This is a genomic window from Streptomyces sp. NPDC111744 (genome assembly GCF_055634995.1).
This window is the reverse complement of the sequence record NZ_JBVKCG010000020.1, coordinates 129,991-152,104: the sequence shown is the minus strand read 5'-3', so window position 1 is coordinate 152,104 and position 22,114 is coordinate 129,991. Positions and strand designations below refer to the sequence as shown.

The following is a 22,114-nucleotide window of genomic DNA, read 5'->3' as shown; positions in this document are numbered from 1 at the left end:
CCCCTCTCCCCCACCTTCCGGGCAAAAAAGACCCCGGAGTGTTTTTGTCGTTGGCCAACGGAACACTGACCACTCCGGGAAGGCCCCCCCCCCCCCCCCCCCCCCCCCCCGGGGCCGCGGGCTCTGGAGAACCCGTGAGCGGAACGGTCCCTCTGGCCTTCCCTAGGCCGCGTCCGCCGGCGGGGTCACCGCTGCGGCGCGGGCCCGCCCGACTGCTCGGCCGCGTTCCGACGCGGGGAAGCGGCCGACCATGGACCGTAGTTCGCGGGCGCCGACGTTCGCTCCGAAGGGCTCGGTGCCCGGTTCGAGGGTCACGCCTTCGGCAAGCCGGCCGACGATGACCGGATCGAAGCCGAGGGCGTTCACCAGGTGAGCGACCGCGGCCCGGTCGAACGGGTCGTCCCCGGCGATGGCTATCGCCTTGCGGTCGGGGGCACCGGCGGGCCGGGCCTCGTCCTCGAGGTCGTGGTAGCCCATGTGGTTGAAGGCCTTGACCACCCGGGACCTCGGGAGGAACGCCTGGACGATCTCGCTGGTGGAGGTGTGCGGATCGGTGAGGTCGTCGCGTACCCCGTCGACCTCCCACCAGTAGTTCATGGCGTCGACGACCAGTTCGCCGTGCAGTTCCTCGACCGGGATCCCGCGGTACTTGCCCAGGGGAAGCGCCAGGATCACCAGGTCGGCCAAGGACGCCGCCTCGGCGGCGGTGACCGGGACCGCGCCGGGTGCGAGGACCTCGACGGTGAGGGAGATGTTCTCTGGCGCCCCCGACCCGGCGATCAGCACGCGAAGGCCTGCCGACAGGGCCAGCCGCGCCAGTACGGTGCCCACTTTCCCGGCACCCAGGATGCCAATGGTGCGGATGCCGTGTGCTTCCATTACGTTTCCCTTCACGTCGTCAGCCGGCCAGGATGTCCCGGACCATGGGGATCACCTTCGTGCCGTAGAGCTCGACCGCGCGCAGGCGGGCGCCGACCGGCTGCGGGCCGGCGGTGTACAGAAGGTCGAACCTGCCGACACCGAGTCCCTTCACCGCGCCGGCGATCCTGCGTGCCACCGTCTCGGGCGAGCCGATGTACAGGGAGCCGTGCTCGATCTCGGCCTCGAATTCCTCCCGGCGTACCGGTGCCCAGCCACGCTGTGCACCGATGCGGTCACGCATGAGCCGGTAGCCGGGCCAGAACACCTCCCGGGCCTCTTCGTCGGTGTCGGCGACGAACCCGGGGGAGTGCATGCCCACCGGATGTGCGGTGGTACCGAACTTCTCCGCCGCGCGCCGGTAGAGGTCCGTGTACGGCAGGAAGCGTTCGTAGGAGCCGCCGATGACGGCGAGCATGAGCGGGAGGCCGTAGCGGGCGGTGCGGATGACCGACTGCGGTGAGCCGCCGACTCCCACCCAGGTGGTCAGCCGCCCCGATTCGGTGGTCGGGAAGACCGCGGTGTTCTCCAGAGGCGCGCGCAGGGTGCCCGACCAGGTGACGGGCTTCTCCTCCAGCAGCCTCGCGAACAGCTCGATCTTCTCCTCGAACAAGGTGTCGTAGTCGCTCAGCTCGTACCCGAACAGCGGGAAGGACTCGGTGAACGAGCCACGTCCGAGGATGACCTCGGCCCGCCCGCCGGAGAGCGCGTCGACCGTCGCGAAGCGCTGGAACACCCGCACGGGGTCGTCGGAGCTGAGTACGGTCACACCGGAGGAGAGGCGGATGCGGTCGGTGCGTGTGGCGATGCCGGCGAGAACGGTCTCCGGGGACGACACCGAGTACTCGGAACGGTGGTGCTCTCCCAGCGCGATGACGTCGACGCCGGTCTCGTCCGCGAGGACGGCCTCGGCGACGACCTGCCGTATCGCCCTCGCGTGGGAGACCGGGGCGCCCGAGTCGTCCTGGGGCACGTCGCCGAAGGTGTCCAGGCCGAAAACGATGTCACGCATGGGTGGTCTCCTTGCCGAGCAGTTCCCTGACCCGCGGGGCGACTTCGCGGCCCAGCAGCTCGATCGTGCGGGCCCGGGCCCGGCGAGGCAGGTGCATGATGTCGTACTTGAGGTCGAAGCGGCTCAGGTGCAGGTCGCGGGCGGTCCGCGCGATCTTCTGGGCGACGGTCTCCGGGGAACCGACGAACAGCGCGCCGTGTTCGAGCTCCGCCTCGTAGCGTTCGCGGGTCGGCTTGTAGAAGCCGCGCTCCTCGGCGGCCTGGGCCACGACCGGCTGCCAGTACTCCCACCAGGTGTCGGCCGCCTCCTCGTCGGTGTCGGCGACCAGGCCCAGAGAGTGCTGGCCGATCGGCTGCGGCTCGTGCCCGGCCTGTTGCAGTGCCTCACGGTAGAGGGTGACGAGACCGGCGAAGCGCTGCGGACGACCGCCGATGATGGCCATCATCATGGGCAGTCCGTAGCCGGCGGCACGGATCACGGAGTGCGGGCTGCCGCCCACGCCGATCCAGGTGGGGATCCCCCCGTCGCGCATCCGGGGACGCGGTTGCTGTTCGGTGAGCGGTGCCCGGAACGCCCCGGACCACGTCACCGTCTCCTCCCGCTGGAGGCGCATGAAGAGTTCGAGCTTCTCCTCGAACAGTTCCTCGTAGTCGGCGAGGTCGTAGCCGAACAGCGGGAAGGACTCGGTGGCCGAGGCCCGGCCGACGACGAGCTGGGCCCGGCCGTTCGACACGGCGTCCAGGGTGGAGAAGTCGTGGTAGAGCCGCACGGGGTCGTTGGTGCTCAGGACGGTCACCGACGTTCCGAGGCGGATGCGGCGGGTGGCGGTGGCGATGGCCGAGAGCAGCACGGGAGCGGCACTGTCGACGTGGCCGGGCCGGTAGTGCTCGCCGATGCTGAAGACGTCCAGGCCGCTGGACTCGGCGAGGACGGCCTCCTCGACGAGCAGCCGGACGGTCTCGGCGTCCCCGAGCGTGCGGCCGTCGTCCGTGGCGACCTCGCCGAACGAGTTGAGGCCGATTTCGAAGGTCATGGTCTCCTCCACCGCTGATTTGCTCCGGTCCCGAAGTTGTTGATTGACGCAACAAGTATCTTGCGACATGCTTGATGTGTCAATTGATGGGTGGTGGCGTGCGCCGCAGTCCGGCGATCGCCGTGCACCCGCCCCCGTTGGCCCATCGATCATAGATCATGTACTTGATGAATCAACTAAGTGAGGTGACCGTCGTGGCCCACGCCACGCAGATGCCGCACGCCGCCGTCCCGGCGTCCGGCAGGCGCACGCGGCAGACGATCCTCCGCACCGCCTTGCGGCACACGGCCACGGGCGCGGCGGCGCTCGCGATGCTCCACGCGGCGCTGGTCGGCGTCTCTACCGGCGCCGACCCCTACCCCGACCTCGCCTGGACCGACACCCCGCACGTGATGTCATCCATCTACATCCTGACCCCCTGGCCCCTGACGGCACTGGTCCTGCTCTGGCTGGCACAGCAGCGGCCGGCGGTCTACGCCCGCGCCGCCCTCGCGCTGCTGCTGTCCAGCGCTGCCGGGCTGCTGTACACCTGGTCGGTCCCGCTGGAGCACCTGCCGGCGCACGAGAGTTCGCTTTTTCGTGAATACCTGGCGATGCCCGGTGCGCTCACGGGCTGGTATCTGATGACGGCCCTGGCCGCGATCACCGCCGTCTCGTCGGTCCGCACCCGCATCGCCGTCATGGTCGCCGCGCTGTGCGGAGTGACGACAGCCGTGCTGACATCCCCTCACCCCGCCTCCGCCGGGGTACTGGCCGCGGTCGTACCGCTCCTGACCTGGTTCGCCGTGGGGCTCCTCACAGGCAAGGACCCGGTACGGCGGCGCACCGCGGACGCGTGGGAGCCGGAGGGGCAGGCCGTCGCACCGCGGCCCCGTGCCCGCGTCCGCGCCCCCGGTACCGCACGGTTGGGGCGGGCGGGCTGACGGCCGTGCACCTCAACGGTGTGATCGAGGCCGCCGGCTGGTGGTCGTACGTCCTGGTGTTCGTGCTGACGGCCAGTGAGACCAGTGCCTTCGTCGGGCTGCTGGTGCCCGGCGAGACGGCCGTACTCCTCGGCGCCGCGATCGCCGGCCGGGGCGGACTGAACGTCTTCCTCCTCGCGGCCGTCGTGGTGGCCGGAGCCGTCACCGGTGACAGCCTCGGCTACGCACTGGGCCGCCGGTGCGCGCGCCGCCCCGGCCGGCCACGGCCCCCGGCGGCCCGACGCACCGCACGCGCCCGCGCCTTCCTCGCCCACCACGGCGCGGCCACGGTCCTCACCGGCAAGTTCATCGGTTTCGCCCGGACCTTCGTGCCCTATGCCGCCGGCTCCTCCGGCATGCCCTACCGCCGCTTCCTGGGCTACAGCGCCCTGGCCTCACTGGTCTGGGGCGCCGCGACGGTGACCCTCGGCTATTTCGCCGGAGCGGCCGCCGCCGACTACCTGCGCCCGCCCGGCCCGACCGGTGTCCTGGCGGTCGCCGCCGTCGCCGCACTCGTCCTCGTCGTCGTGAAGATCTGCACCCACCGACGCCGACGCCGACACCGGCCCGTCACGTCGGCGATCGTGGCCTCGGGCGGACCGGCGAGGACCGCGGCGCGAGGCGCGCAACGCGATTTGACCCACTCACAGGAGAAATGAGTCAGGTAATTCGAGGCCGCGCACCGGGGCCTTGGTGCCGCTGGACATCCCCCTGGCCCACGAACCGTCCGTCACCGGTGGGAAGGCCGCCCATCTGGCTCGCGCCGCTCTGGCGGGACTGCCCGTCCTGCCGGGATTCGTCCTGGTGCCCGCAGCGCGGGTGGCCCGCATCCCGACCGGGCTGCGGACAGGGCGCGCCACCTGGCGGACGCCGGCCGGGCCGGGCGGCGGTGGGCGCGGCAGGTCTGCTGCTCGTTCCGCTGCTGTGGCCCGCCCTGGCGGACGCGACCCGGACCCGGCCGGAGCCGCACCCGCCGCCGAGGCCAGCACGATGGTGCTCACCGTGCAGACACGTGACGGCGACCTGCGGCCGGCCGCCGACGACCTGTGGGCGACCCGCCGCCGGTCGACCGCCGCCGGTCCACCGCCGCCCCCAACGACGACGCCGGTCTCACCCGGGTCGCTCAGGCATCTGCGTCGGTGTGCTCCGGGCCGCCCTGCCCCCCGCACGACGTGACGCGTCCGCGCGGCTGCGTCGAGGACGCGGACGCCGACCGGGTCACCGCGGTCGTCCCGCGCTGAGCCTCGGCGGCTACGCCGTGAAGTCCGCCGCGTGGTCCCGGGCCCACCGGATGAAGGTGCGGGCCGGGGCGCCGGTGACGTCCTCGACCGTGGCGGTGATCTCCGGCGGCACGCCGAGGGTCTGCGCGAACGAGCCCAGCATCCGTTCGAGCATCGGGGGCGGCACGTGCGGGAAGAGTTCCGCCCCCGCCTCGGCCGGGTCGACCTCGGCGAACGTCAGCTCCCGGCCGACGGCCGCACCGATCGCCGCGACCTGCTCGGCGTTGCTGTACGCCTCGGGGCCCGTCAGATGGTGCACCGCGGCCTCGTGGCCCTCGTCGAGCAGCGCCCGCTCGGCGACCGCCGCGATGTCGTCCTCGTGGATGGGCGCGAAGCGGGCGTCCGCGAGGACGCCCCGGACGGTGTTCCCGGTACGGATCTGCGGCGCCCACTGGAGAGCGTTCGTGGCGAACGCGTTGGGCCGCAGGAACGTCCAGGCGAGACCGCTGTCGCGGATCCGCCGTTCGGCGGTGGCGTGCAGGACGTGGATGGGATGGGTGTCGTCGACGCCACGGTGGATGATGCCGCTGGACAGCAGGACGACATGACGGACCCCTTGGGCGCGGGCCGCCTCCAGGAGAGCCACGGAAGCCGCCTGGGCGTAGAGGAAGAGGCTCGTCGCGCCCGCGAACCGGGCCGGGGACTCCTCCGGCCCGAACCGCACCACCTCGGCGCCCTCCGGGAGGGAGGCCCGCTCGGGGTCGCGGGTCAGGGCCCGTACAGGCACGCCGGCGGCGAGGAGACGGTCGACGAGGGCTCGGCCGACGTTGCCGGTCGCGCCGGTCACTGCGATCACGTGTGCTGCCTCCGAAGGCTCGGTCGATGATTTCTGGCGACCCGAGCCTAAACGTCGTGTGTGAGATGTCTGCTGGTCAGGGCGGTATGCGGCGCTTCACGGTGTCCGGCGGACGGAAACTCCGGAAATGACCATGAACCGCTCCTTGCGGTGGATCCGTGTTGATAGTGACAAGCCCCCGCTGCCACACCCCCGGCGGCGGGATGGGGTCGGCTGCCCTTCAGTGCGCCTTTTGGGCAGCCGCCCCCATGTTCCCGAGGTCACACTCACGTGTGAGGTGTCAGTCGGCCGCGCTGTCCCGGTAGGTCTCCAGGAGTCTGAGCCAGACCTCGCTGATGGTGGGGAACGCCGGAACCGCGTGCCAGAGCCGTTCCACGGGCACCTCGCCGGTGACGGCGATCGTGGCCGAGTGGAGGAGTTCGCCGACTCCCGGTCCGGCGAAGGTGACGCCGGCCACGGTGCCGCGGTCGGTGTCGACCAGCATCCGGGCCCGGCCTTGGTAGTCCTTGGCGTACTGCTGCGCGCCCGCCAGTCGGCCGATCTCGTAGTCGACCACCTCGACCCGGCGTCCGGTGCGCCGTGCTTCGTGGGTGGTGAGGCCGACGGACGCCACTTCGGGGGTGGTGAAGACGACCTGCGGCACGGCGGTGTGGTCGGCCGTCGCGGCATGGGCGCCCCAGCGGGCGTCGTCGAGCGGGGTTCCCAGGGCGCGGGCGGCGATGGCCGCGCCGGCGATCCGGGCCTGGTACTTGCCCTGGTGGGTCATCAGGGCCCGCTGGTTGACGTCGCCGACGGCGTAGAGCCAGCCGTCCGACACGGCGGTCACCCGGCATGTGTCATCCACCGTGAGCCAGTCGCCCGGGGTGAGGCCGACGCTCTCCAGGCCGACATCGGCGGTGCGCGGCGCACGGCCGGTGGCGAACAGGATCTCGTCGGCGGCCAGTTCCTCGCCGTCGGCCAGGGTGATCCGTACCTCGTCGTCGGCGCCGCCCGCACGTCTCACGGCGGCGACCTCGGTGCCCAGCCGGATGTCGACGCCCGCGTCGCGAAGCCCGCCGGCGACGAGTTCACCGGCGAAGGGTTCCATCCTCGTCAGCAGGCCGGCACCGCGGACCAGCAGGGTCACCCGGGAGCCCAGTGCCTGCCAGGCGGTGGCCAGTTCGACCGCGACCACGCCCGCGCCCACCACGGCGAGGCGGCCCGGGACCCGGTCGGCGCCGGTGGCCTCGCGGTTGGTCCACGGCCGTACGGTGTCGAGGCCGGGTATGCCCGGCAGGGCCGTGGTGGTGCCCGTGCACACCGCTACGGCATGCCGTGCGCTCAGCCGGACGGTGCTCCCGTCCGGGGTCCGCACCGACACCTGCCGTGGGCCGGTGAGCCGGCCGTGACCGCGTACGAGGTCGACGGAGACGGAGTCGAGCCAGTCGACCTGGTCCTCGTCCTTGAAGTAGGCGGCCATCCGGTCGCGGTGCGCGAGGACGGCGTCCACGTCCAGCGGGCCCTGCACGGCGGCGGCAAGACCCGGGACGCGGCGGGCGTCGGCGCGGGCCACCACCGGCCGCAGCAGCGCCTTGCTGGGTTCGCAGGCCCAGAACGAGCATTCTCCGCCGAGCAGTTCGCTTTCGACGATCACCGTGCTGAGCCCGGCGGCACGGGCCCGGTCGGCCACGTTCTCGCCGACCGGACCCGCGCCTATGACGACCACGTCGTAGGTGCGGACGGACTCGTCCATCATTGCTCCTGTCGTTCAAGAAGGGCTCCGGCCTCCGCGCGAGGGCGTCGGCCGGAGCCCGTGTCTCCTCAGCCGCGTCCGGTCGACGGACGCGCCGTCACCGGCCGGGGAGCCGGGTGGTGATCTCCTGCAGCACCCAGCCGTTGCCGTCAGGGTCGCTGAAGGCGGCGAACGAGCTGTAGCTGGCGCGCTCCGGGTGCGGGCCGCTGACGCGTCCTTCTTCCGTGCCGCGGTGGAACACGCCGCCGGCGTCGTGGAACACCTCGCTCATCTCGATGCCCCGGCCGACGAGTTCGGCGTGTGCCTCCTCGATGTCCGAGACGGCGAGGTGCAGGCCCTGCACGGACCCGGGTGCGGCGGTGGTGACGCCGGTGCCGAAGAGGATCGAGCACTGTGATCCGGGAGGCGTCAGATGCACCACGCGGTAGGTGTCGTCGGCGACGTAGTCGACGTCGAGACGGAAGCCTGCCTGCTCGTAGAAGGCCTTGGCCCGGTCGACGTCGGAGACGGGCAGCACCACAACTTCGAGTTTCAGATCCATGTTCGCTTCTTCTGTTCGCGGGTGGGAGGTTTCGCCATGAGTGCGTCACCGGTTGAACCGGTGAGATCATGACACCGACATGCGTAACCGGTCAAGCAGGTGACGTGAAGGGTCGCCCGGTCGGCCGACGTGGCGGGTGGTGGCGAAGGCCGGCGGGGACCGTGCGGGAGGCGGCAGTCCAGGCCGCAGCGGAGCGGCGGTAAGTGACGCAGGGTCATGTGGGCGCTCACCGCGAGCGAGTCCGCCCTGGCAGCCTCGGCTCAAACGTATTGACTGCTTGACCATGCAATGGAGTGTGCTGTCTAATTCACTTGCTGATCATTTGTGTGCGAGGAGTATGTCACTCCCTGCTTGGCTTTCCCATCGCTTGCGAGGTGTGTCGGCGGCCTCCCGACCGATGCCCCTCCCGTCGGGTCACCTGGCGGCCCCTTGCAGGCACGGGCAGCGCTGAAGGCGGTCGAGTGCGGCGGAGTGCGAGTGCGGACAGCCCCCGTTTCGTCGGCCGCGAGCGCGAGTTGCTGCGTGTCACCGACGCTCTTCGGCGGCGGCCCGCGCTGGTGATCGTCGAGGGCGAGTCCGGCATCGGCAAGAGCCGCCTGGTACGGGAAGCACTGGCGGTGGTCGCGACGGCCGGCTCGCAAGCCCTGGTGGTGGCCTGCCCGCCGTTCCGTGAGGCGCTGACGCTCGGCCCGGTCGTCGACGCGGTGCGGCAGGCCGTGCGCACCCGCGCCGGCCTGGCGGACCTCGAACTGTCGGCACTGGCAGGCACGTTGCGGCCGCATTTCCCCGAATGGGCGGACACGCTGCCCCCCGCACCCGAACCCCTCGCCGACCCGGGCGCGGCCCGGCACCGCCTGATCAGCGCCTTCACCGAACTCCTCGGCCTGCTCGGCATCGAGATCCTGGTCCTGGAGGACGTGCACTGGGCGGACGAGGTGACCCTGGAACTGCTGCTGGCCCTCGCCTCACGCCGGCCGCAGCCGTTCAGCCTGGTACTCACGTTCCGCCCCGAGGAAGTGGCCCCCGACTCCCTACTGCTTCGTCTCTCCTCACGGCTCCCGGGGTACGAGGAGGTCAGCCGCGCGCGCGTCGGTCTCGGCGTGCTCCCGGTGGCGGCCACGGCGGAACTCGTCTCCTCGATGCTCGACGACGAACATGTCTCCGCGGCGTTCGCCGGGTTCCTGCACGAGCGGACCGCGGGGGTGCCGCTCGTCCTGGAGGAGTGCGTCCGGCTGATGCGGGACCGTGCGGACGTCGTACGGCGGGACGGCGAGTGGATGCGGCGAGCTCTCGACGAGATCACCGTCCCACCGACGATCCGTGACGCCGTCACCGAACGAGCGGCCCGGCTCGGACCCGATGCGCGGAAGGTGCTGCTGGCCGCCGCCGTGCTCGGCGGCCCGGCGGACGAGCATGCCCTCGGCACGGTCGGCGGACTGGCCGACGACGGGGACCCGGTGTCCGCAGCGTCGGCCGAGGCCGCGGTGGCCGAGGGGGTGCGCATCGGTCTGCTCACCGAGGACGCCGACGGTAGTGGCAGGGTCGCCTTCCGGCACGCGCTCGCCGCCCAGGCGGTCTACGACGGGGCACGGCCCGCCGACCGCCGGGCGGCCCACCGGCGTGCCGCCGCCCTGCTGGAGGCGGTCCGGCCACGGCCGATCGGGAAACTCGCCCACCACTTCCGCCAGTCCGGCGACACGGCGCGCTGGTGTGCCTACACCGAGCGGTCCGCGGACGTGGCGCTCGTCTCCGGTGACCACCTCACCGCCCTCACGCTCCTGCACGAGCTGATCAACGAACCGTCGCTGCCCGCGGAAGCGGTCGCGCCGCTGGTACGGAAGATGCCCTTCCTGGCGTTCACCGGCTACGCGCGGCGAACCGAGGCCATCGCCGCTCTGCGCGCCGTCCTGGAGACCGACCGGCTCAGCGCGCCCGACCGTGCCGCGGTGCGCGGCCAGCTGGGCCGGGTGTTCTTCGGCCTCGGCGACCACGCCGCCGCGGCCGCCGAGTTCGAACTCGCGGTGCCTGACCTCGGCGAGGGCACGTACATCGACGCCTGGGCGATGACCGTGCTCGGACTGCCGTGGGTCGGACCGTGGCCCGTCACGACCCATCTGCGCTGGCTGGACCTGGCCGAACGGTTCGCGGCCGGCTGCGAACTGCTGCCGCACGAACGGTTGAGCCTCCAGGTGAACCGGATGACGGCCCTGCTCGAACTCGGTGAGGAATCCGGCTGGGCTCTCGTGCCCGAGCCTGCCGACGGGGTGTCCGAACCACAGCTCGCGGTCGAGCAGGCCCGCGCCGCGCTGAACGTCGGTGACTCGGCGCTGCGATGGGGACGGTACGAGGAGGCGCGTGCCCACCTGACCACCGCCGTGCGGGTCGCCGGAAGACACGGCCTGGAGGTGATCCGGATCATGGCGCTGGTGACCTTGCTGCGTCTCGACTACCTCACCGGATCGGGGCAGGGACTGGCGGAAAAGGCGCGCGCGTGGTCCGAGAGCGCCGACGAGCCGGTCTGCCGCCTGGAGGCGTCCCTGCTGGACGCCCAGCTCACCGCGGCGGCCGAGGGCGGCGACGAACGTCTGGAGGAGCGGCTGCGGGGCATCCGCGAGGAGGGTGAGCGCCGCGGCATCATCGCCGTGTGGCTGGAGTCCGCGGCGGCCCACGCACGCCTGCGGCTGGCTGCCGCCGACGCCGAACAGGCGGTCGACATCACCGAGGAGTGCATGCGCCTGATCGCGGACAAGGAGATGTGGATCTGGGCGACGGAGATCGCACCGGTGCGGGTCGCCGCACTGACGGCCCTCGGACTGCGCACGCGGGCTGAGCGCACCGTCGCGGCCTTCGCGCAGGGCCTGGGGGGACGGAACGCCCCGGCCGCGCAGGCCGCTCTCGAGGAGTGCGAAGCGATCTGCGCCGAAGCCCGCGGGGAGGCCGGGCCCGCGGCGCTGGCATGGGGCGAGGCGGCACGGGCGTGGGCACGGCTGCCGCGTCCCCGGGACGAGGCACGGGCCGCGGAGGGCGCCGAGCGGTGCGCTCGTGCGGTCCGCGGCGAACGCGGGCGTGGCGGCCGCCGCGGATACGGGAACCGCCTTTCGCCCCGCGAGTCCGAAGTGGTGCGGCTGCTCCTACGGGGTATGACGAACCGTCAGATAGCCGGTGAGCTGTCGAGATCCCCGAGTACCGTCGGCGCGCAGCTGAAGTCGGCGATGCGCAAGTACGGAGTGACCACCAGGACAGCGCTGGCCGTGATCGTCAGCCGAGCGGATCGCGACTGAGGTCATCCTGCCCCCGGCTGCGTCCTCGGCGCCGGGCGCAGGGGTGTCACAGAGTGTCCGTGTCCGCGGTCAGTGGCGCCGCGTCGAGCAGGACGGCCGCGGCGGCTCGGGCGGTCGTGGCGGCGGACAGGTCGCGGTCCATCCGGGCCGACTGCCCCGCGCCGTCGTACAGCAGGTGCAGCTGCCGGGCCAGCGCCTCGGGGGTGGCGTAGCCGGACGCCGCGGCGAGTTCGGTGAACAGGCCGCGGATCCAGAGACGGTAGTTGTCCGCGACCTGGCGGACCGAGCTGTCCTCTGCTGTCTCGGCGGTGGCCCGGACGAAGGCGCAGCCGTTGTACCCGGGGTCGTTGATCGCCTCGCCCAGGGCGTCGAAGACGCCGAGCAACTGCTCGCGCGGTGTGCGGAAGCGGGTCAGGACCGTGGTGATCCGGTCCCGCATCCGCACGTAGCGCAGCTCGAGGTAGGCGCAGACGAGCCCTTCCTTGCTTCCGAAGGTGTTGTAGAGGGACGCCTTGGCCACCCCGGCGTGTTCGATGACGCGGTCGATGCCGACGGTCTGCACGCCTTCACCGTAGAAGAGCTCATTGGCCGCTTCGAGCAGCCGGTCGCGTGCGGACGGCTTGGTCGCGGTTCTGGTCGCCATGGCCACACCCCTTCAGACAGACTTGTTCATTCTAGTGCCGGAGGTTTCCGTCACACCTCTGAGACCTGGGCCACCGGGGTTGCCTCGGACGGGATGTCCTGCGAACGCGCCACCGACACCCGCTGCACCGGTTCGACCTGGCGGCCGCGGGCCAGTAGCCCGGCCAGGGCCGCCAGAGCCAGCACGATGACGGCGATGCCGTACTCCCGTGCGGTCTGGATCAGTCCGCCGCCGTGCACGACCAGGACGCCGGCGATCACGGCCGGCACGCCCAGGCCCACGTAGCACACGACGTACAGCAGGGAGAGGACACCGGCTCGCTCATGCGGCTCCACCTGCAGAATGACCAGCCGGACGCCGCCCTGGAACCCGCTTCCGAAGCCGACACCGGAGATCGCACCGCCCACGAAGAAGCCGATCACGGAGAGCGTGCCACCGGTGCCCGAGCCGATGGACACCAGGGTGATCGTCACTCCGACGACCAGTGTGGCGACGCTGATGAGCATCATGGTTCGGGTCGCCGCGCTGCGCAGCGCCATGACCGCCAGACCGGCGCAGCCCGCGGTGACGAACAGGGGCAGTCCGCCCCAGACGACGGAGTCGGAGTGCACCAGGGTCCGGGTGATGGCCGGGCCGAGTGCGCCGTACAGGCCGGCCAGCGCCCACACCGCGAAGATCACAGGTGCGGCGATGGCCACCGACGCACGGGCGGACCTGGGCAGCTTGAACTCGGGAACCATGCTGGCCAGCGCGCCCGGCTCGCGGGTCACCGTCTCGTTCAGGGCGAGCACGCCCAGCGCCTGTACGACGAAGACACCGAGGAGCACCACGTAGACGAGATGGGTGGGGGCCGGCAGGTACTGCACGATCAGTCCGGAGGCGAAGGCGCCGCTCGCGGTCCCCATGGTGGGGGCGAAGGAGTTCAGGAAGCTGCCCTTGCGCGCGTCGATGTCCAGCATTCCGGCGCCGAGCGCGCCGACCGCCGCACCGGTGCTCAGCCCTTGCAGGACTCGGCCGACCAGCAACGTGGCCACGTCCCCGGCGGTGATGAACACGACCATCCCCAGGACCTGCACGAGCAGGGCGGTCAGAAGCACCGGGCGCCGGCCCACGTGGTCGGAGACCCTGCCGAAGACCAGGAGGGCGGCCAGGACGGCCACCGCGTAGGTGCCGAAGACGATGGTGATGGTGATGGGGGAGAAGCCCCAGTGCTGCTGGTAGATCGCGTAGAGGGGGGTCGGGGCGCTGGACGATGCCAGCAGCGATATGAGGATCGATGCCAGCAGTCCGATGGAGGCCTTGGGCCCGAGGCTCAGGGCCCGGCGCCGCGGCGCCGCGTGCGCGCCGGACGACTTGGCCGAGGCACCCGGCGAGGCGGGCTGACGCGTGGAGGATGCGCGGCTCATGGGTCACTTTCCGAATTGGGCGAAGCGGACACCCTCATGCTAGACAGACCTGTCTGTCCATTGCGAGCCCGGAGGACGTGAGGTGTGTCGCACCAACCCCGTGTGCGCGGTCCGTCGCCGTGTGTGTCGCGGGAGCCCCCGGCGGCGTCCGCCTCGGCTCACCCGCCGCCCAGCAGCTGCTCGAACGGCACGGGATCGCGGTAGGGGTCCGGGGGTGTGGGCCGCTCACGGCGGGCTGTCGCGACGGCGAGTTCCCTGGCCGCTCGTGCCACGCGCTCCAGCAGAGTTCCCTGGGAATCGCGTTCGGCTCCCCAGTCCTCGGTCGCGGCGTACACCGCGGTGGGCACGGCCGTCGCGTGCAGGTAGGTGAACATCGGCCGCATCACGTGTTCCAGCACGAGCGAATGCCGCCCGGTGCCGCCGGTGGCCGCGATCAGTACGGGTTTGTCCGTCAGGGCGGTGTCGTCCAGACAGTCGAAGAACAGCTTGAACAGACCGCTGTAGGAGGCGTTGAAGGTCGGCGTCACGGCGATCAGGCCGTCGGCCCTCGCTACGGAGTCGAACACCTCTCGCAGGTCCGGCGACGCGTAGCCCGCCATCAGATGGTCGACCAGGTCGTGAGCATGGTCCCTCACCTCTACGACGACGATCTCGACCGGCTCGCCGAGCCGCTCCAACTCGGCGCGGACGGCGTCCGAGAGCCGGTCGGCGAGCAGACGGGTGGAGGACGGCAGCCGCAGTCCTGCCGAGACGACGGCGACGGTGCGCTTCATCGCGGGTCCTCCTCCGGCAGCGCGGCCTTCTCCTGCGCCGCCGCGGCGAGAGAGGCGTGCGTCGGGGCGTCCGGAACGTGGGCCGGGCGGCCCACCGCGAACTCCTTGCGCAGGACGGGCACGATCTCGCCCAGCAGCTCGATCTGTTCGAGGACGGTTTCACGCGGAACGCCGATGCCGTCCACGTTGAACAGCTGACGCTGGTAGTCGCCGCCCGCGTGCTCGCGGTACGCCAGCACTCGCTCGATCACCTCCTGCGGGCTGCCGACCACCACCGCGGTACGGGCCATGGTGTCCTCCAGGGACGGGCCGTTCCCGTACGCCGAGGAGGCGTCGAAGTAGGCGCGGAACTCCCGGACGGCGTCCTGCGAGTTCTTCCGCACGAAAACGTGCGCGGCCAGGCCGACGAAGGCCTGGTCGGCACGTCCGTGCCCGTAGTGCTCGAAGCGGCCGCGGTAGAGGTCGACCAGTTGCCGAACGTGCTCCTTGGGCCAGAACAGGTTGTTGTGGAAGAAGCCGTCCCCGTAGTAAGCGGCCTGTTCGGCGATCTCCGGGCTGCGGATGGAGGCGTGCCAGACGAACGGCGGCACGTCGTCCATCGGCCGCGGCGTGGCGGTGAATCCCTGCAACGGTGTGCGGAATCTGCCCTCCCAGTCGACCACGTCCTCGCGCCACAGCCGGCGCAGCAGGGCGTAGTTCTCCACCGCCAGGGCGATGCCGTCGCGGATGTCCTGTCCGAACCACGGGTAGACCGGCCCGGTGTTGCCGCGGCCCAGCATCAGGTCGACCCGGCCGTCGGCGAGATGCTGGAGCATCGCGTAGTCCTCGGCGATCTTCACCGGATCGTTCGTGGTGATCAGCGTGGTCGACGTGGACAGCAGGAGCTTCCTCGTCCGCGCCGCGATGTGTCCGAGCAGCGTGGTGGGCGAGGAGACGACGAACGGAGGGTTGTGGTGCTCGCCGGTGGCGAAGACGTCCAGGCCGACCTCGTCGGCGAGCTCCGCGTAGTCCACGAGTGCCTTGAGCCGGTCGCGTTCCGTGGGCGTCCGTCCGGACAACGGGTCGCGTCCCACGTCTCCTACGCCGAAGATTCCGAATTGCATCCTGTACGTCCTGTGTGTTGTGTCGGTGGCGCCGTCGGCGGTTGCGCCGACGGCGGGAGAGGAGTTCTCGGCGTGCTGAGGGGCTGGGTGACCAGCTGAGACACGAGCCGGAGGAGGCGTTCAGAGATCCAGCGGGCGGTCCGTCCGCAGTGTCTTCTCGCGCAGGATCAGTGCTTCGAGGGCCGCCAGGTCGTCGGCGACATGGTGCTCCCAGCCGGGGTCCGCGTTCTCGTTCCGAGCGGAGCCGCGAACCGTCCTGCGGTGACGGCCGTGCCCCGCGGAGTCGCGTTCGGGTGCGCAGCCGTCCTCGTCGGCGCGTGTGCCTCGGTGCCGCCCGGTGCCCGCAGGGTCGGTGGCGCTGCCGGGCAGCGCGAGGCCGGTCCGCACGTCGGTGATGGTGAGAGTCATGTCTTTCCTTCCCCAGGGGTCGCTGGTCTGCGGGCTCGTCGAATCGCAGGACGGCCGCGCGGCGCACGAAACCCGGGTGAGCGCACCCGGGTAATTGTTACGCGCAGCAAATATACGGGATTCCGTGAGCGCACACGTGTGAGCAGTCTGTTCTGTGGATCACACCTCACAGGGGTAGGGGACGGGGCACGGCTCTGGCGGAGGTGCGGCGGTCAGGTGGCGACGTTGCGCAGTGCCGCCGCGAGCGTCCTGAGGTCCAGCTCCTTGAGGTGGTCGAGGAAGTGCCGTCGGATCGCGTCCAGATTGGTCGGATAGGCCTCCTCCAGGCGGGCCAGGCCGGCGGCGGTCAAAGAGGCGTGCCAGCTGCGGCCGTCCCTCTCGCACCGCAGCCGCTCGATGAATCCCTCCCCCTCCAGTCGTTGCACGATGCGGGTCGTGCCGCTGAGGGACATCTCGATGGTGTTGGCGAGCTCGTGCATGCGCAGTCGCCGGCCGGGTGCCTCCGACAGGTACATCAAGGTCAGGTATTCCGTGTTCGACAGCCCTTGCTCCCGCTGCATCTGGGCGTCGATGGCGCGGGGCAGCGCATAGAGGAGCGAGGGGAGGGCGCGCACAACGGCCTCCTCTTCGGCGGTAAGCGGTTTCAGGCCGTCCTTGCGTGGGCTGGACTTCGATGTCATGGGGGCATACCTCACATGTGTGCGGCGCCGAGCGCCGCTGTCGACGGCCGATCCGGCCCCGTGTGTCTGTCGCCGGGTCGAGTGATTATTTGACGCAACAACCTCTTCGCACTATGGTGTTTGTCGAAGCAACTATATCGCGAACCTGTCGCCAGGGCCACATCTATGCCCGGGACGGACGCGGGTCATTTTCACGAAGGGTTCAGCGTGACCAAGATCGGAATCATCCTCGGCAGCACCCGTCCGGGCCGCAACGGCGAGGCTGTCGCTCGCTGGGTGCTCGACATCGCCTCGAAGCGGACCGACGCGGAGTTCGAGCTGGTCGACCTCCTCGACTACAAGCTCCCGCACCTCGACGAGGCGCTCCCGCCGTCCCTCGGCCAGTACTCCCAGCCGCACACGCGGGAGTGGGCGGACAAGATCGCCTCGTTCGACGGCTTCATCATGGTGACGCCCGAGTACAACCACTCCACGTCCGGTGTGCTCAAGAACGCCATCGACTACCTGTACGCCGAGTGGAACAACAAGGCCGTCGCGTTCGTCAGCTACGGCGGCGCGGGCGGTGCGCGTGCGGTGGAGCACCTGCGTCTCATCGCCGGCGAGCTGCAGATGGCGGACGTGCGTTCCCAGGTCGCGCTGTCGCTGTTCCACGACTTCGAGAACTTCAGCGTGTTCAAGCCCGGCGACTTCCAGCTCGAGGCCCTGAACACCACGCTGGACCAGGTGCTGGCCTGGAGCAAGGCGCTCGCCCCGCTGCGTGCCGCCTGACGGGCGCACCTGCTCGTGAGGTAACGGCGGCGGCCGGGCGGAGAGGTCGGGCCGCCGCCGTTCGTACGTGACACAGCCGACTGCCGCGGCGCGAGCCGTGGCCGGTGAGATCACGGCGCTCTCGCAGGAGCACGGTCCGACTCTCACCCCAGCAAGCTTGGCGGGCCGCTTTGGCAGGCAATTACCATGAACTCGTGTCGAGCGACGAGCGGCGGCGGGATCGCGTTGCGCAACCCCTCACCCAGGACGAAGAAGCCGTGGTGAGGTCGCTCGGCCGCATCATCTACGCCCTGCCCCGCGCCGTCGATGCCGACATGATGCGGGAGCAGAGGCTTTCCCTGACCGAATACCTGGCTCTCATGCACCTCTCCGAGGCTCCGGGCCGGAAGCTGCGCATGGGCGATCTCGCCGTCGCGGTGGAGATGAGCGGCAGCGGCATGTCGCGCCTGGCGGACCGGCTGGAAAAAGAGGGTCTCATCCGGCGGGTCAGGTCGCGGCAGGACGCCCGGGGCTGGAACGCCGTCCTCACGGACGCGGGCTTCGACCGGCTGGTCAAGGCCTGGCCGACCAACCTCGCCTCGGTCCGCCGTCATTTCCTGGACCATCTGACGGGGCTGGACCTCGGCGGGCTCGCGGCCGCCCTGCGCGGCATCGCCACCTGAGGGCCCGCTCCTCGGGACCCAGATGGCCGATCCGGCCTCGGGCCCGGCGCCTGCGCCACATGTGCCTACGCGCTCTCGTCCGGATCGGCCGGCGCAGAGTGCGGTGCACCTTTCGTGCGGTGCACCTTTCGTGCGGTGCACCCCTTCATCGTTCATCCTTCCTTCGCCTTCCCAAGGACCGTCGTGTACATCGCAGCTGTCATTCTCAGTGTTCTTCTCGCCCTGATCACCGTTGCCGCCGGAGCGCCGAAGGCGCAGTTCAAGGGTGACGTCGTGGACGGGCTCGTCGCGAAAGGGCTCGGTTCCGCGCTGATCCGTTTCATCGGCCTCGTCGAGGTGGCCGCGGCGGCGGGGCTGGTGGCCGGCATCTGGTGGCAGCCGCTGGGCATCGCGGCCGCTGTCGGGATGGCCGTCCTGCTCCTGGTGGCGATCGGGTACCACGTGAAGTGGGGCGACTACGGAGACCGAGCCGCCCGGGGCGCCGCCACGGTTCCGGTTCTCCTCCTCCTCGTGTCGGTGGCGGCGGTCGTCACACTTGCCGCATCGCAGTGACCGTCGTGATCTCCGGTGGCTCGCCGTTCGCCCGGGCGAGATCCACAAGTACCTTGAACGCGAGCGGCCGCACGTTCGTGCGGCCGGGCCGCCGTATCGGGAGGGATCCGCGGTGAGGCAGGAACATATCGACATCTCCGGTCAGGACATCGCCTACAGGGCATCGGAGGGCACCGGCCGCACCGTGGTCCTGATTCACGGGAACTCCTCGTCCGCGAGGGTATGGGGCCCGCTGATGGAGAGCTCCTTCGGGGCACGGTTCCGCTGTCTGGCGCTCGATCTGCCGGGACACGGCCGTTCGGCGGCCGGCCGGACCCCGGACGTCTACTCGCTTCCCGGGTACGCCTCCCTTCTCGCTGGTTTCGTCAGGGAGCTGGACGCCGAGGACGCGGTGATCGTCGGGTGGAGCCTCGGCGGTCACATCGCGCTCGAGGCGGCCCAACGGCTGCCTCGGGCCGCCGGGTTCGTGCTCTTCGGCACCCCGCCCGTGGGCGGCCCCGCCGACATCGGCCGGGCCTTCCTGCCGAACCCCGCCATGGGCGTGGGCTTCACCGCCGAGGTCGACACCGCTGCGGCCGAGGCGTACGCCACGAGTTTCCTGGCGCCCGGGTCGACCCGGCCCGTGGAGGGTCTCGTCGCCGACATACTCGCCACCGACGGCGCGGCCCGCAGCGGCATCCTGGCGGGCATCGAATCCGGTGCCTTCGCCGACGAGGTCCGCGTGGTCGCCGAGCTGACACGGCCCGTCGCGGTGCTGCACGGCGAAGGCGAGCAACTGGTCAGCCTCGACTACTTGGCGGGACTCACCATGCCGACACTCTGGCGCGGTGCCGTGCAGATCCTGCCGGGGGTGGGTCACGCACCGCACCTTGAGGCGCCGGAGGTCTTCGCGGAGTTGCTCACCCGCTTCATCACCGACCTGGGCTGACGGGCCCGTGCCGCTTCCGGGGAACGTACCGTCGCGGGGAGAACCAGGTCACGACCGAGATGCAATCGCATCGGGAGCGTGAGAGCGTGATGGGTGGCGGCTGCGGAAGCCGTGCTCATTCTCGGCGGCCGGGCCGCGGGCCGGGCGACGAGGGCGAGGGGCCGCCGACACCGAATGGTGCGCAGACGGTGGAGCGACGCCTCTTCCCGAAGGGAGCGGGTCTCCCGGGCGGGACGTCGGGGTGTGACGGGGTGCTCCGGTGAGGATGTGCCGATACGCCGCGAGTTCGCAGCGGAAGAACCGAGGTGCGATGAACGCCCAGGATGTGACCTATTCTCCCGAAAGTACCGCCCTGCTGATCATCGATCCGTACAACGACTTCCTGTCGGAGGGCGGAAAGATATGGCCGCAGGTCAAGGAGGTCGCGGAGGAGATCGATCTTCTCGACCACATGCGGGCGGTGCTGGCCGCCGCTCGCGAGCAGGGTTTCCACGTCTTCATCGTGCCGCACCACCAGACGGCGCCGGGTGACTACGAGACGTGGGATCACCTGTCCCCGACTCAGCAACGTGTCGTCGAACGGCAGACCTTCGCGGTCGGCAGCTGGGGCGCCGAGTGGCATCCGGACTTCGTGCCGCGGGACAACGAGCTGGTCATGCGCCAGCACTGGGCGTCGAGCGGCTTCGCCAACACGGACCTGGACATGCTGCTGAAGCAGCACGGTGTCCAGAAGGTCGTGATCATCGGGATGAAGGCGAACACGTGCGTCGACACCACCGCCCGGTTCGGGCAGGAGCTGGGCTACCACGTGACGCTCATCCGCGACGCCATCGGCGCCTTCTCGTGGGACGAGATGAAGGCCACGTTCGACATCAACGGTCCCGCGTACGCCCACGCGATCTTCACCACGGACGAGTTCCTGAAAACCCTGCAGAAAACCGCCGCGTAGGCCGATCGGAGCGGGCGCGGCGGACCGTGCGGCCGGACCTCGGTCCGGCCGCACAGCTGTGTTCAGGGTTTTCCATGGTTATATACTTGATTGGTCAAGTACAATTTTCGCAACAAGGAACCAAGAGGTCGCCATGGGCAGTGTCATTGTCATCGGGGGCGGTCCCACCGGCCTTTGGACGGCGGCGGAGCTGCGGCTCCGCGGTGTGGACGTCACCGTCGTCGAGCGGCTTCCCGAGCGCAGCCCCTACTCCAAGGGGTTCACCATTCATCCCCGCACCATGGAGATGTGGGCGTCGCGGGGGATCGCCGACCGCTTCGTCGAGCAGGGCACCCGCGTGCCCAGCGGTCATTTCGGCCTGCTCGCCGAGCGGATGGATTTCCGCGCCCTGGACACCCCGTTCCCGTACACCCTGATGCTGCCGCAGCCGAAGGTGGAGGAACTGCTGGAGGAGTACGCGCTGCAGCTCGGTGCGGACATCCGGCGCGGGCATGTCTTCACCGGGCTCGTCGAGAACAAGCCGCACTCGGTCGTGGCCGGCGTCGAGGGCCCCGACGGGGGATATGCCCTGGAGGCGGACTACCTGGTCGGCTGCGACGGCACGCGCAGCGCCGTGCGTGAGAGTGCGGGCATCGGCTTCTCCGGTACCGATTCCACCTGGTACGGATGGCTGGCCGACGTCGCGCTCGACGCCCCGCCGCCCCAGGTGCCCTACACCCATGTCAACGCCCGGGGCACTCTGATGGTCGTACCGATGTCGCCCGGCGTGTACCGCGTCGGCGGACTCGACCTCGAGGACCGCAGCGCCCGGTGGGACGGGTACACGGTGGAGGAACTGCGGGCCAAGACGGCCGCCGTCGCCGGGACCGACTTCGGCCTGCGCGACCCGCTGTGGGTGTCACGCTCCGGCAACGCCGCCAAACTGGCGGACCACTACCGCAAGGACCGCGTGCTGCTCGTGGGCGACGCCGCCCACCGGCATCTGCCGGCCGGCGGCGTCGGCCTGAACGTCGGTGTGCAGGACGCGTGGAACCTGGCGTGGAAGCTGGCCGCAGTCGTGCAGGGCCAGGCCCCCGAGGGACTGCTGGACAGCTACGAGGCGGAGCGCCGCCCCGTGGGCGTGGAGCTTCTGGAGCTCACCGACGCCCAGAGTGTGCTGATGACGGCCTGGACGCCGGAGGGCAAGAACCTGCGGTCGTTTTTGGGCGGCGCGGTCGCGCGGGAGCCCGGCTTCTCGCGGTACCTGGCCGAGGCCGTCTCGGGACTGTCCGTGGCCTATCCGCCGGAGAACGCCGCCGCCCATCCGCTCGTGGGCCGCAGGGCGCCTGATCTCCGTTTCGCCGGGGGCTCCGGGCTGTTCTCGCTGCTGGAGCCCGGACATCACGTCCTGATCGACATGGCGGACGGCAGGGCGGTCGCCGCCGTCGGGGAACTGCCCGGCAGGTGGCAGGCGGTCGTGCACGTCGACACGCTCGCCGAGGAACGGGCGCAGTGGCAGGGCGTACGAGCGGCACTCGTCCGGCCGGACGGTCATGTGGCCTGGGCCGGCACGGAGCCGGACGACGAGGCGCTGGGCGCCGCCGCGACCGCGGCCCTCACAGTGACGGGCCGCTAGGTGGCCCTGGCCCCGGCGAGCGAGGGCTCCTGCCACCGGCAGGAGCCCTCGGTGATTGTTTCGGCCCGTTCC

At 70.7% G+C, this 22,114-nt stretch carries 22 protein-coding genes; 10 read left to right on the top strand and 12 right to left on the bottom strand.

Features of this window, described 5'->3' with window-relative positions:
* Nucleotides 1-162 precede the first annotated feature (162 nt).
* Genes ACZ7OO_RS33890 through ACZ7OO_RS33880 form a run of 3 tightly spaced genes read right to left on the bottom strand, consistent with a single transcriptional unit; the run spans nt 163 to nt 2,963 of the window.
* The gene (locus tag ACZ7OO_RS33890) at nt 163-879 is read right to left on the bottom strand and encodes an NADPH-dependent F420 reductase (RefSeq protein ID WP_471510755.1); all 717 of its coding nucleotides are present in this window, start codon (nt 877-879) and stop codon (nt 163-165) included.
* Between the two features lie 19 nt (nt 880-898).
* Entirely contained in the window at nt 899-1,930 is a 1,032-nt protein-coding gene (locus tag ACZ7OO_RS33885) for an LLM class flavin-dependent oxidoreductase (protein WP_471510753.1), read from the bottom strand.
* Entirely contained in the window at nt 1,923-2,963 is a 1,041-nt protein-coding gene (locus ACZ7OO_RS33880) for an LLM class flavin-dependent oxidoreductase (protein ID WP_471510751.1), read from the bottom strand. Before ACZ7OO_RS33880 ends, ACZ7OO_RS33885 begins: the two co-directional genes overlap by 8 nt.
* Before the next feature lie 167 nt (nt 2,964-3,130).
* Here ACZ7OO_RS33880 and ACZ7OO_RS33875 point away from each other — a divergent pair, with 167 nt between their 5' ends.
* Genes ACZ7OO_RS33875 through ACZ7OO_RS33865 form a run of 3 tightly spaced genes read left to right on the top strand, consistent with a single transcriptional unit; the run spans nt 3,131 to nt 5,101 of the window.
* A complete protein-coding gene (locus tag ACZ7OO_RS33875; protein ID WP_471510749.1) occupies nt 3,131-3,886 on the top strand; it encodes a hypothetical protein in 756 nt (251 codons plus the stop codon).
* 5 nt (nt 3,887-3,891) lie between these two features.
* Nucleotides 3,892-4,584, top strand: a complete 693-nt coding sequence (locus ACZ7OO_RS33870; protein WP_471510747.1) for a DedA family protein — start codon at nt 3,892-3,894, stop codon at nt 4,582-4,584.
* Nucleotides 4,585-4,618: 34 nt separating this feature from the next.
* Entirely contained in the window at nt 4,619-5,101 is a 483-nt protein-coding gene (locus ACZ7OO_RS33865) for a hypothetical protein (protein WP_471510745.1), read from the top strand.
* A 75-nt stretch (nt 5,102-5,176) separates the two neighbouring features.
* On the opposite strand, the gene ACZ7OO_RS33860 is transcribed toward ACZ7OO_RS33865, so the two are convergent.
* From ACZ7OO_RS33860 to ACZ7OO_RS33850, 3 genes are all read right to left on the bottom strand, one after another.
* The gene (locus ACZ7OO_RS33860) at nt 5,177-6,001 is read right to left on the bottom strand and encodes an NAD(P)H-binding protein (protein ID WP_471510743.1); all 825 of its coding nucleotides are present in this window, start codon (nt 5,999-6,001) and stop codon (nt 5,177-5,179) included.
* Between the two features lie 280 nt (nt 6,002-6,281).
* Nucleotides 6,282-7,733: a dihydrolipoyl dehydrogenase family protein gene (locus tag ACZ7OO_RS33855; RefSeq protein WP_471510741.1), complete on the bottom strand. Its 1,452-nt coding sequence runs from the start codon at nt 7,731-7,733 to the stop codon at nt 6,282-6,284.
* A gap of 97 nt (nt 7,734-7,830) precedes the next feature.
* Complete coding sequence (locus tag ACZ7OO_RS33850) at nt 7,831-8,274, bottom strand: VOC family protein (RefSeq protein ID WP_471510739.1); 444 nt, start codon at nt 8,272-8,274, stop codon at nt 7,831-7,833.
* Between the two features lie 461 nt (nt 8,275-8,735).
* On the opposite strand from ACZ7OO_RS33850, the gene ACZ7OO_RS33845 reads away from it, so the two are divergent.
* Complete coding sequence (locus ACZ7OO_RS33845; RefSeq protein ID WP_471510737.1) at nt 8,736-11,555, top strand: helix-turn-helix transcriptional regulator; 2,820 nt, start codon at nt 8,736-8,738, stop codon at nt 11,553-11,555.
* Between the two features lie 46 nt (nt 11,556-11,601).
* Here the strand turns inward: ACZ7OO_RS33845 and ACZ7OO_RS33840 are convergent, their stop codons facing one another.
* The 6 genes from ACZ7OO_RS33840 to ACZ7OO_RS33815 all read right to left on the bottom strand — a co-directional run bounded on the left by ACZ7OO_RS33840 (nt 11,602) and on the right by ACZ7OO_RS33815 (nt 16,568).
* The gene (locus tag ACZ7OO_RS33840; protein ID WP_471510735.1) at nt 11,602-12,198 is read right to left on the bottom strand and encodes a TetR/AcrR family transcriptional regulator; all 597 of its coding nucleotides are present in this window, start codon (nt 12,196-12,198) and stop codon (nt 11,602-11,604) included.
* A 50-nt stretch (nt 12,199-12,248) separates the two neighbouring features.
* Nucleotides 12,249-13,604: an MFS transporter gene (locus tag ACZ7OO_RS33835; protein ID WP_471510733.1), complete on the bottom strand. Its 1,356-nt coding sequence runs from the start codon at nt 13,602-13,604 to the stop codon at nt 12,249-12,251.
* A 158-nt stretch (nt 13,605-13,762) separates the two neighbouring features.
* On the bottom strand, nt 13,763-14,377 hold the full coding sequence (locus tag ACZ7OO_RS33830; protein ID WP_471510731.1) for an FMN reductase: 615 nt from the start codon (nt 14,375-14,377) through the stop codon (nt 13,763-13,765).
* Entirely contained in the window at nt 14,374-15,480 is a 1,107-nt protein-coding gene (locus ACZ7OO_RS33825; protein WP_471510729.1) for a CE1758 family FMN-dependent luciferase-like monooxygenase, read from the bottom strand. Before ACZ7OO_RS33825 ends, ACZ7OO_RS33830 begins: the two co-directional genes overlap by 4 nt.
* Before the next feature lie 120 nt (nt 15,481-15,600).
* The gene (locus tag ACZ7OO_RS33820; protein ID WP_097228053.1) at nt 15,601-15,888 is read right to left on the bottom strand and encodes a hypothetical protein; all 288 of its coding nucleotides are present in this window, start codon (nt 15,886-15,888) and stop codon (nt 15,601-15,603) included.
* A gap of 212 nt (nt 15,889-16,100) precedes the next feature.
* Nucleotides 16,101-16,568: a MarR family winged helix-turn-helix transcriptional regulator gene (locus ACZ7OO_RS33815; protein ID WP_471510726.1), complete on the bottom strand. Its 468-nt coding sequence runs from the start codon at nt 16,566-16,568 to the stop codon at nt 16,101-16,103.
* Between the two features lie 207 nt (nt 16,569-16,775).
* On the opposite strand from ACZ7OO_RS33815, the gene ACZ7OO_RS33810 reads away from it, so the two are divergent.
* The 6 genes from ACZ7OO_RS33810 to ACZ7OO_RS33785 all read left to right on the top strand — a co-directional run bounded on the left by ACZ7OO_RS33810 (nt 16,776) and on the right by ACZ7OO_RS33785 (nt 22,042).
* Complete coding sequence (locus tag ACZ7OO_RS33810; RefSeq protein WP_097228051.1) at nt 16,776-17,336, top strand: NADPH-dependent FMN reductase; 561 nt, start codon at nt 16,776-16,778, stop codon at nt 17,334-17,336.
* 194 nt (nt 17,337-17,530) lie between these two features.
* Nucleotides 17,531-17,998, top strand: coding sequence for a MarR family winged helix-turn-helix transcriptional regulator (locus ACZ7OO_RS33805; protein ID WP_471510724.1), 468 nt, complete (start codon nt 17,531-17,533; stop codon nt 17,996-17,998).
* 183 nt (nt 17,999-18,181) lie between these two features.
* Entirely contained in the window at nt 18,182-18,550 is a 369-nt protein-coding gene (locus tag ACZ7OO_RS33800; RefSeq protein WP_471510722.1) for a DoxX family protein, read from the top strand.
* 112 nt (nt 18,551-18,662) lie between these two features.
* A complete protein-coding gene (locus ACZ7OO_RS33795; protein ID WP_471510720.1) occupies nt 18,663-19,478 on the top strand; it encodes an alpha/beta fold hydrolase in 816 nt (271 codons plus the stop codon).
* Nucleotides 19,479-19,788: 310 nt separating this feature from the next.
* Nucleotides 19,789-20,427: a cysteine hydrolase family protein gene (locus ACZ7OO_RS33790; protein WP_471510718.1), complete on the top strand. Its 639-nt coding sequence runs from the start codon at nt 19,789-19,791 to the stop codon at nt 20,425-20,427.
* Between the two features lie 133 nt (nt 20,428-20,560).
* The gene (locus ACZ7OO_RS33785) at nt 20,561-22,042 is read left to right on the top strand and encodes an FAD-dependent oxidoreductase (RefSeq protein WP_471510716.1); all 1,482 of its coding nucleotides are present in this window, start codon (nt 20,561-20,563) and stop codon (nt 22,040-22,042) included.
* The last annotated feature ends 72 nt before the right edge of the window (nt 22,043-22,114 follow it).

Excerpts from the sequence above, each read along its gene's own strand:
- ACZ7OO_RS33850 (WP_471510739.1), bottom strand. The coding sequence starts at position 8,274 with ATGGATCTGAAACTCGAAGTTGTGGTGCTGCCCGTCTCCGACGTCGAC.
- ACZ7OO_RS33875 (WP_471510749.1), top strand. The coding sequence starts at position 3,131 with ATGAATCAACTAAGTGAGGTGACCGTCGTGGCCCACGCCACGCAGATG.
- ACZ7OO_RS33815 (WP_471510726.1), bottom strand. The coding sequence starts at position 16,568 with ATGACATCGAAGTCCAGCCCACGCAAGGACGGCCTGAAACCGCTTACC.
- ACZ7OO_RS33790 (WP_471510718.1), top strand. The coding sequence starts at position 19,789 with ATGAACGCCCAGGATGTGACCTATTCTCCCGAAAGTACCGCCCTGCTG.
- ACZ7OO_RS33840 (WP_471510735.1), bottom strand. The coding sequence starts at position 12,198 with ATGGCGACCAGAACCGCGACCAAGCCGTCCGCACGCGACCGGCTGCTC.
- ACZ7OO_RS33855 (WP_471510741.1), bottom strand. The coding sequence starts at position 7,733 with ATGGACGAGTCCGTCCGCACCTACGACGTGGTCGTCATAGGCGCGGGT.
- ACZ7OO_RS33825 (WP_471510729.1), bottom strand. The coding sequence starts at position 15,480 with ATGCAATTCGGAATCTTCGGCGTAGGAGACGTGGGACGCGACCCGTTG.
- ACZ7OO_RS33830 (WP_471510731.1), bottom strand. The coding sequence starts at position 14,377 with ATGAAGCGCACCGTCGCCGTCGTCTCGGCAGGACTGCGGCTGCCGTCC.
- ACZ7OO_RS33890 (WP_471510755.1), bottom strand. The coding sequence starts at position 879 with ATGGAAGCACACGGCATCCGCACCATTGGCATCCTGGGTGCCGGGAAA.
- ACZ7OO_RS33880 (WP_471510751.1), bottom strand. The coding sequence starts at position 2,963 with ATGACCTTCGAAATCGGCCTCAACTCGTTCGGCGAGGTCGCCACGGAC.
- ACZ7OO_RS33785 (WP_471510716.1), top strand. The coding sequence starts at position 20,561 with ATGGGCAGTGTCATTGTCATCGGGGGCGGTCCCACCGGCCTTTGGACG.
- ACZ7OO_RS33885 (WP_471510753.1), bottom strand. The coding sequence starts at position 1,930 with ATGCGTGACATCGTTTTCGGCCTGGACACCTTCGGCGACGTGCCCCAG.
- ACZ7OO_RS33820 (WP_097228053.1), bottom strand. The coding sequence starts at position 15,888 with ATGACTCTCACCATCACCGACGTGCGGACCGGCCTCGCGCTGCCCGGC.
- ACZ7OO_RS33835 (WP_471510733.1), bottom strand. The coding sequence starts at position 13,604 with ATGAGCCGCGCATCCTCCACGCGTCAGCCCGCCTCGCCGGGTGCCTCG.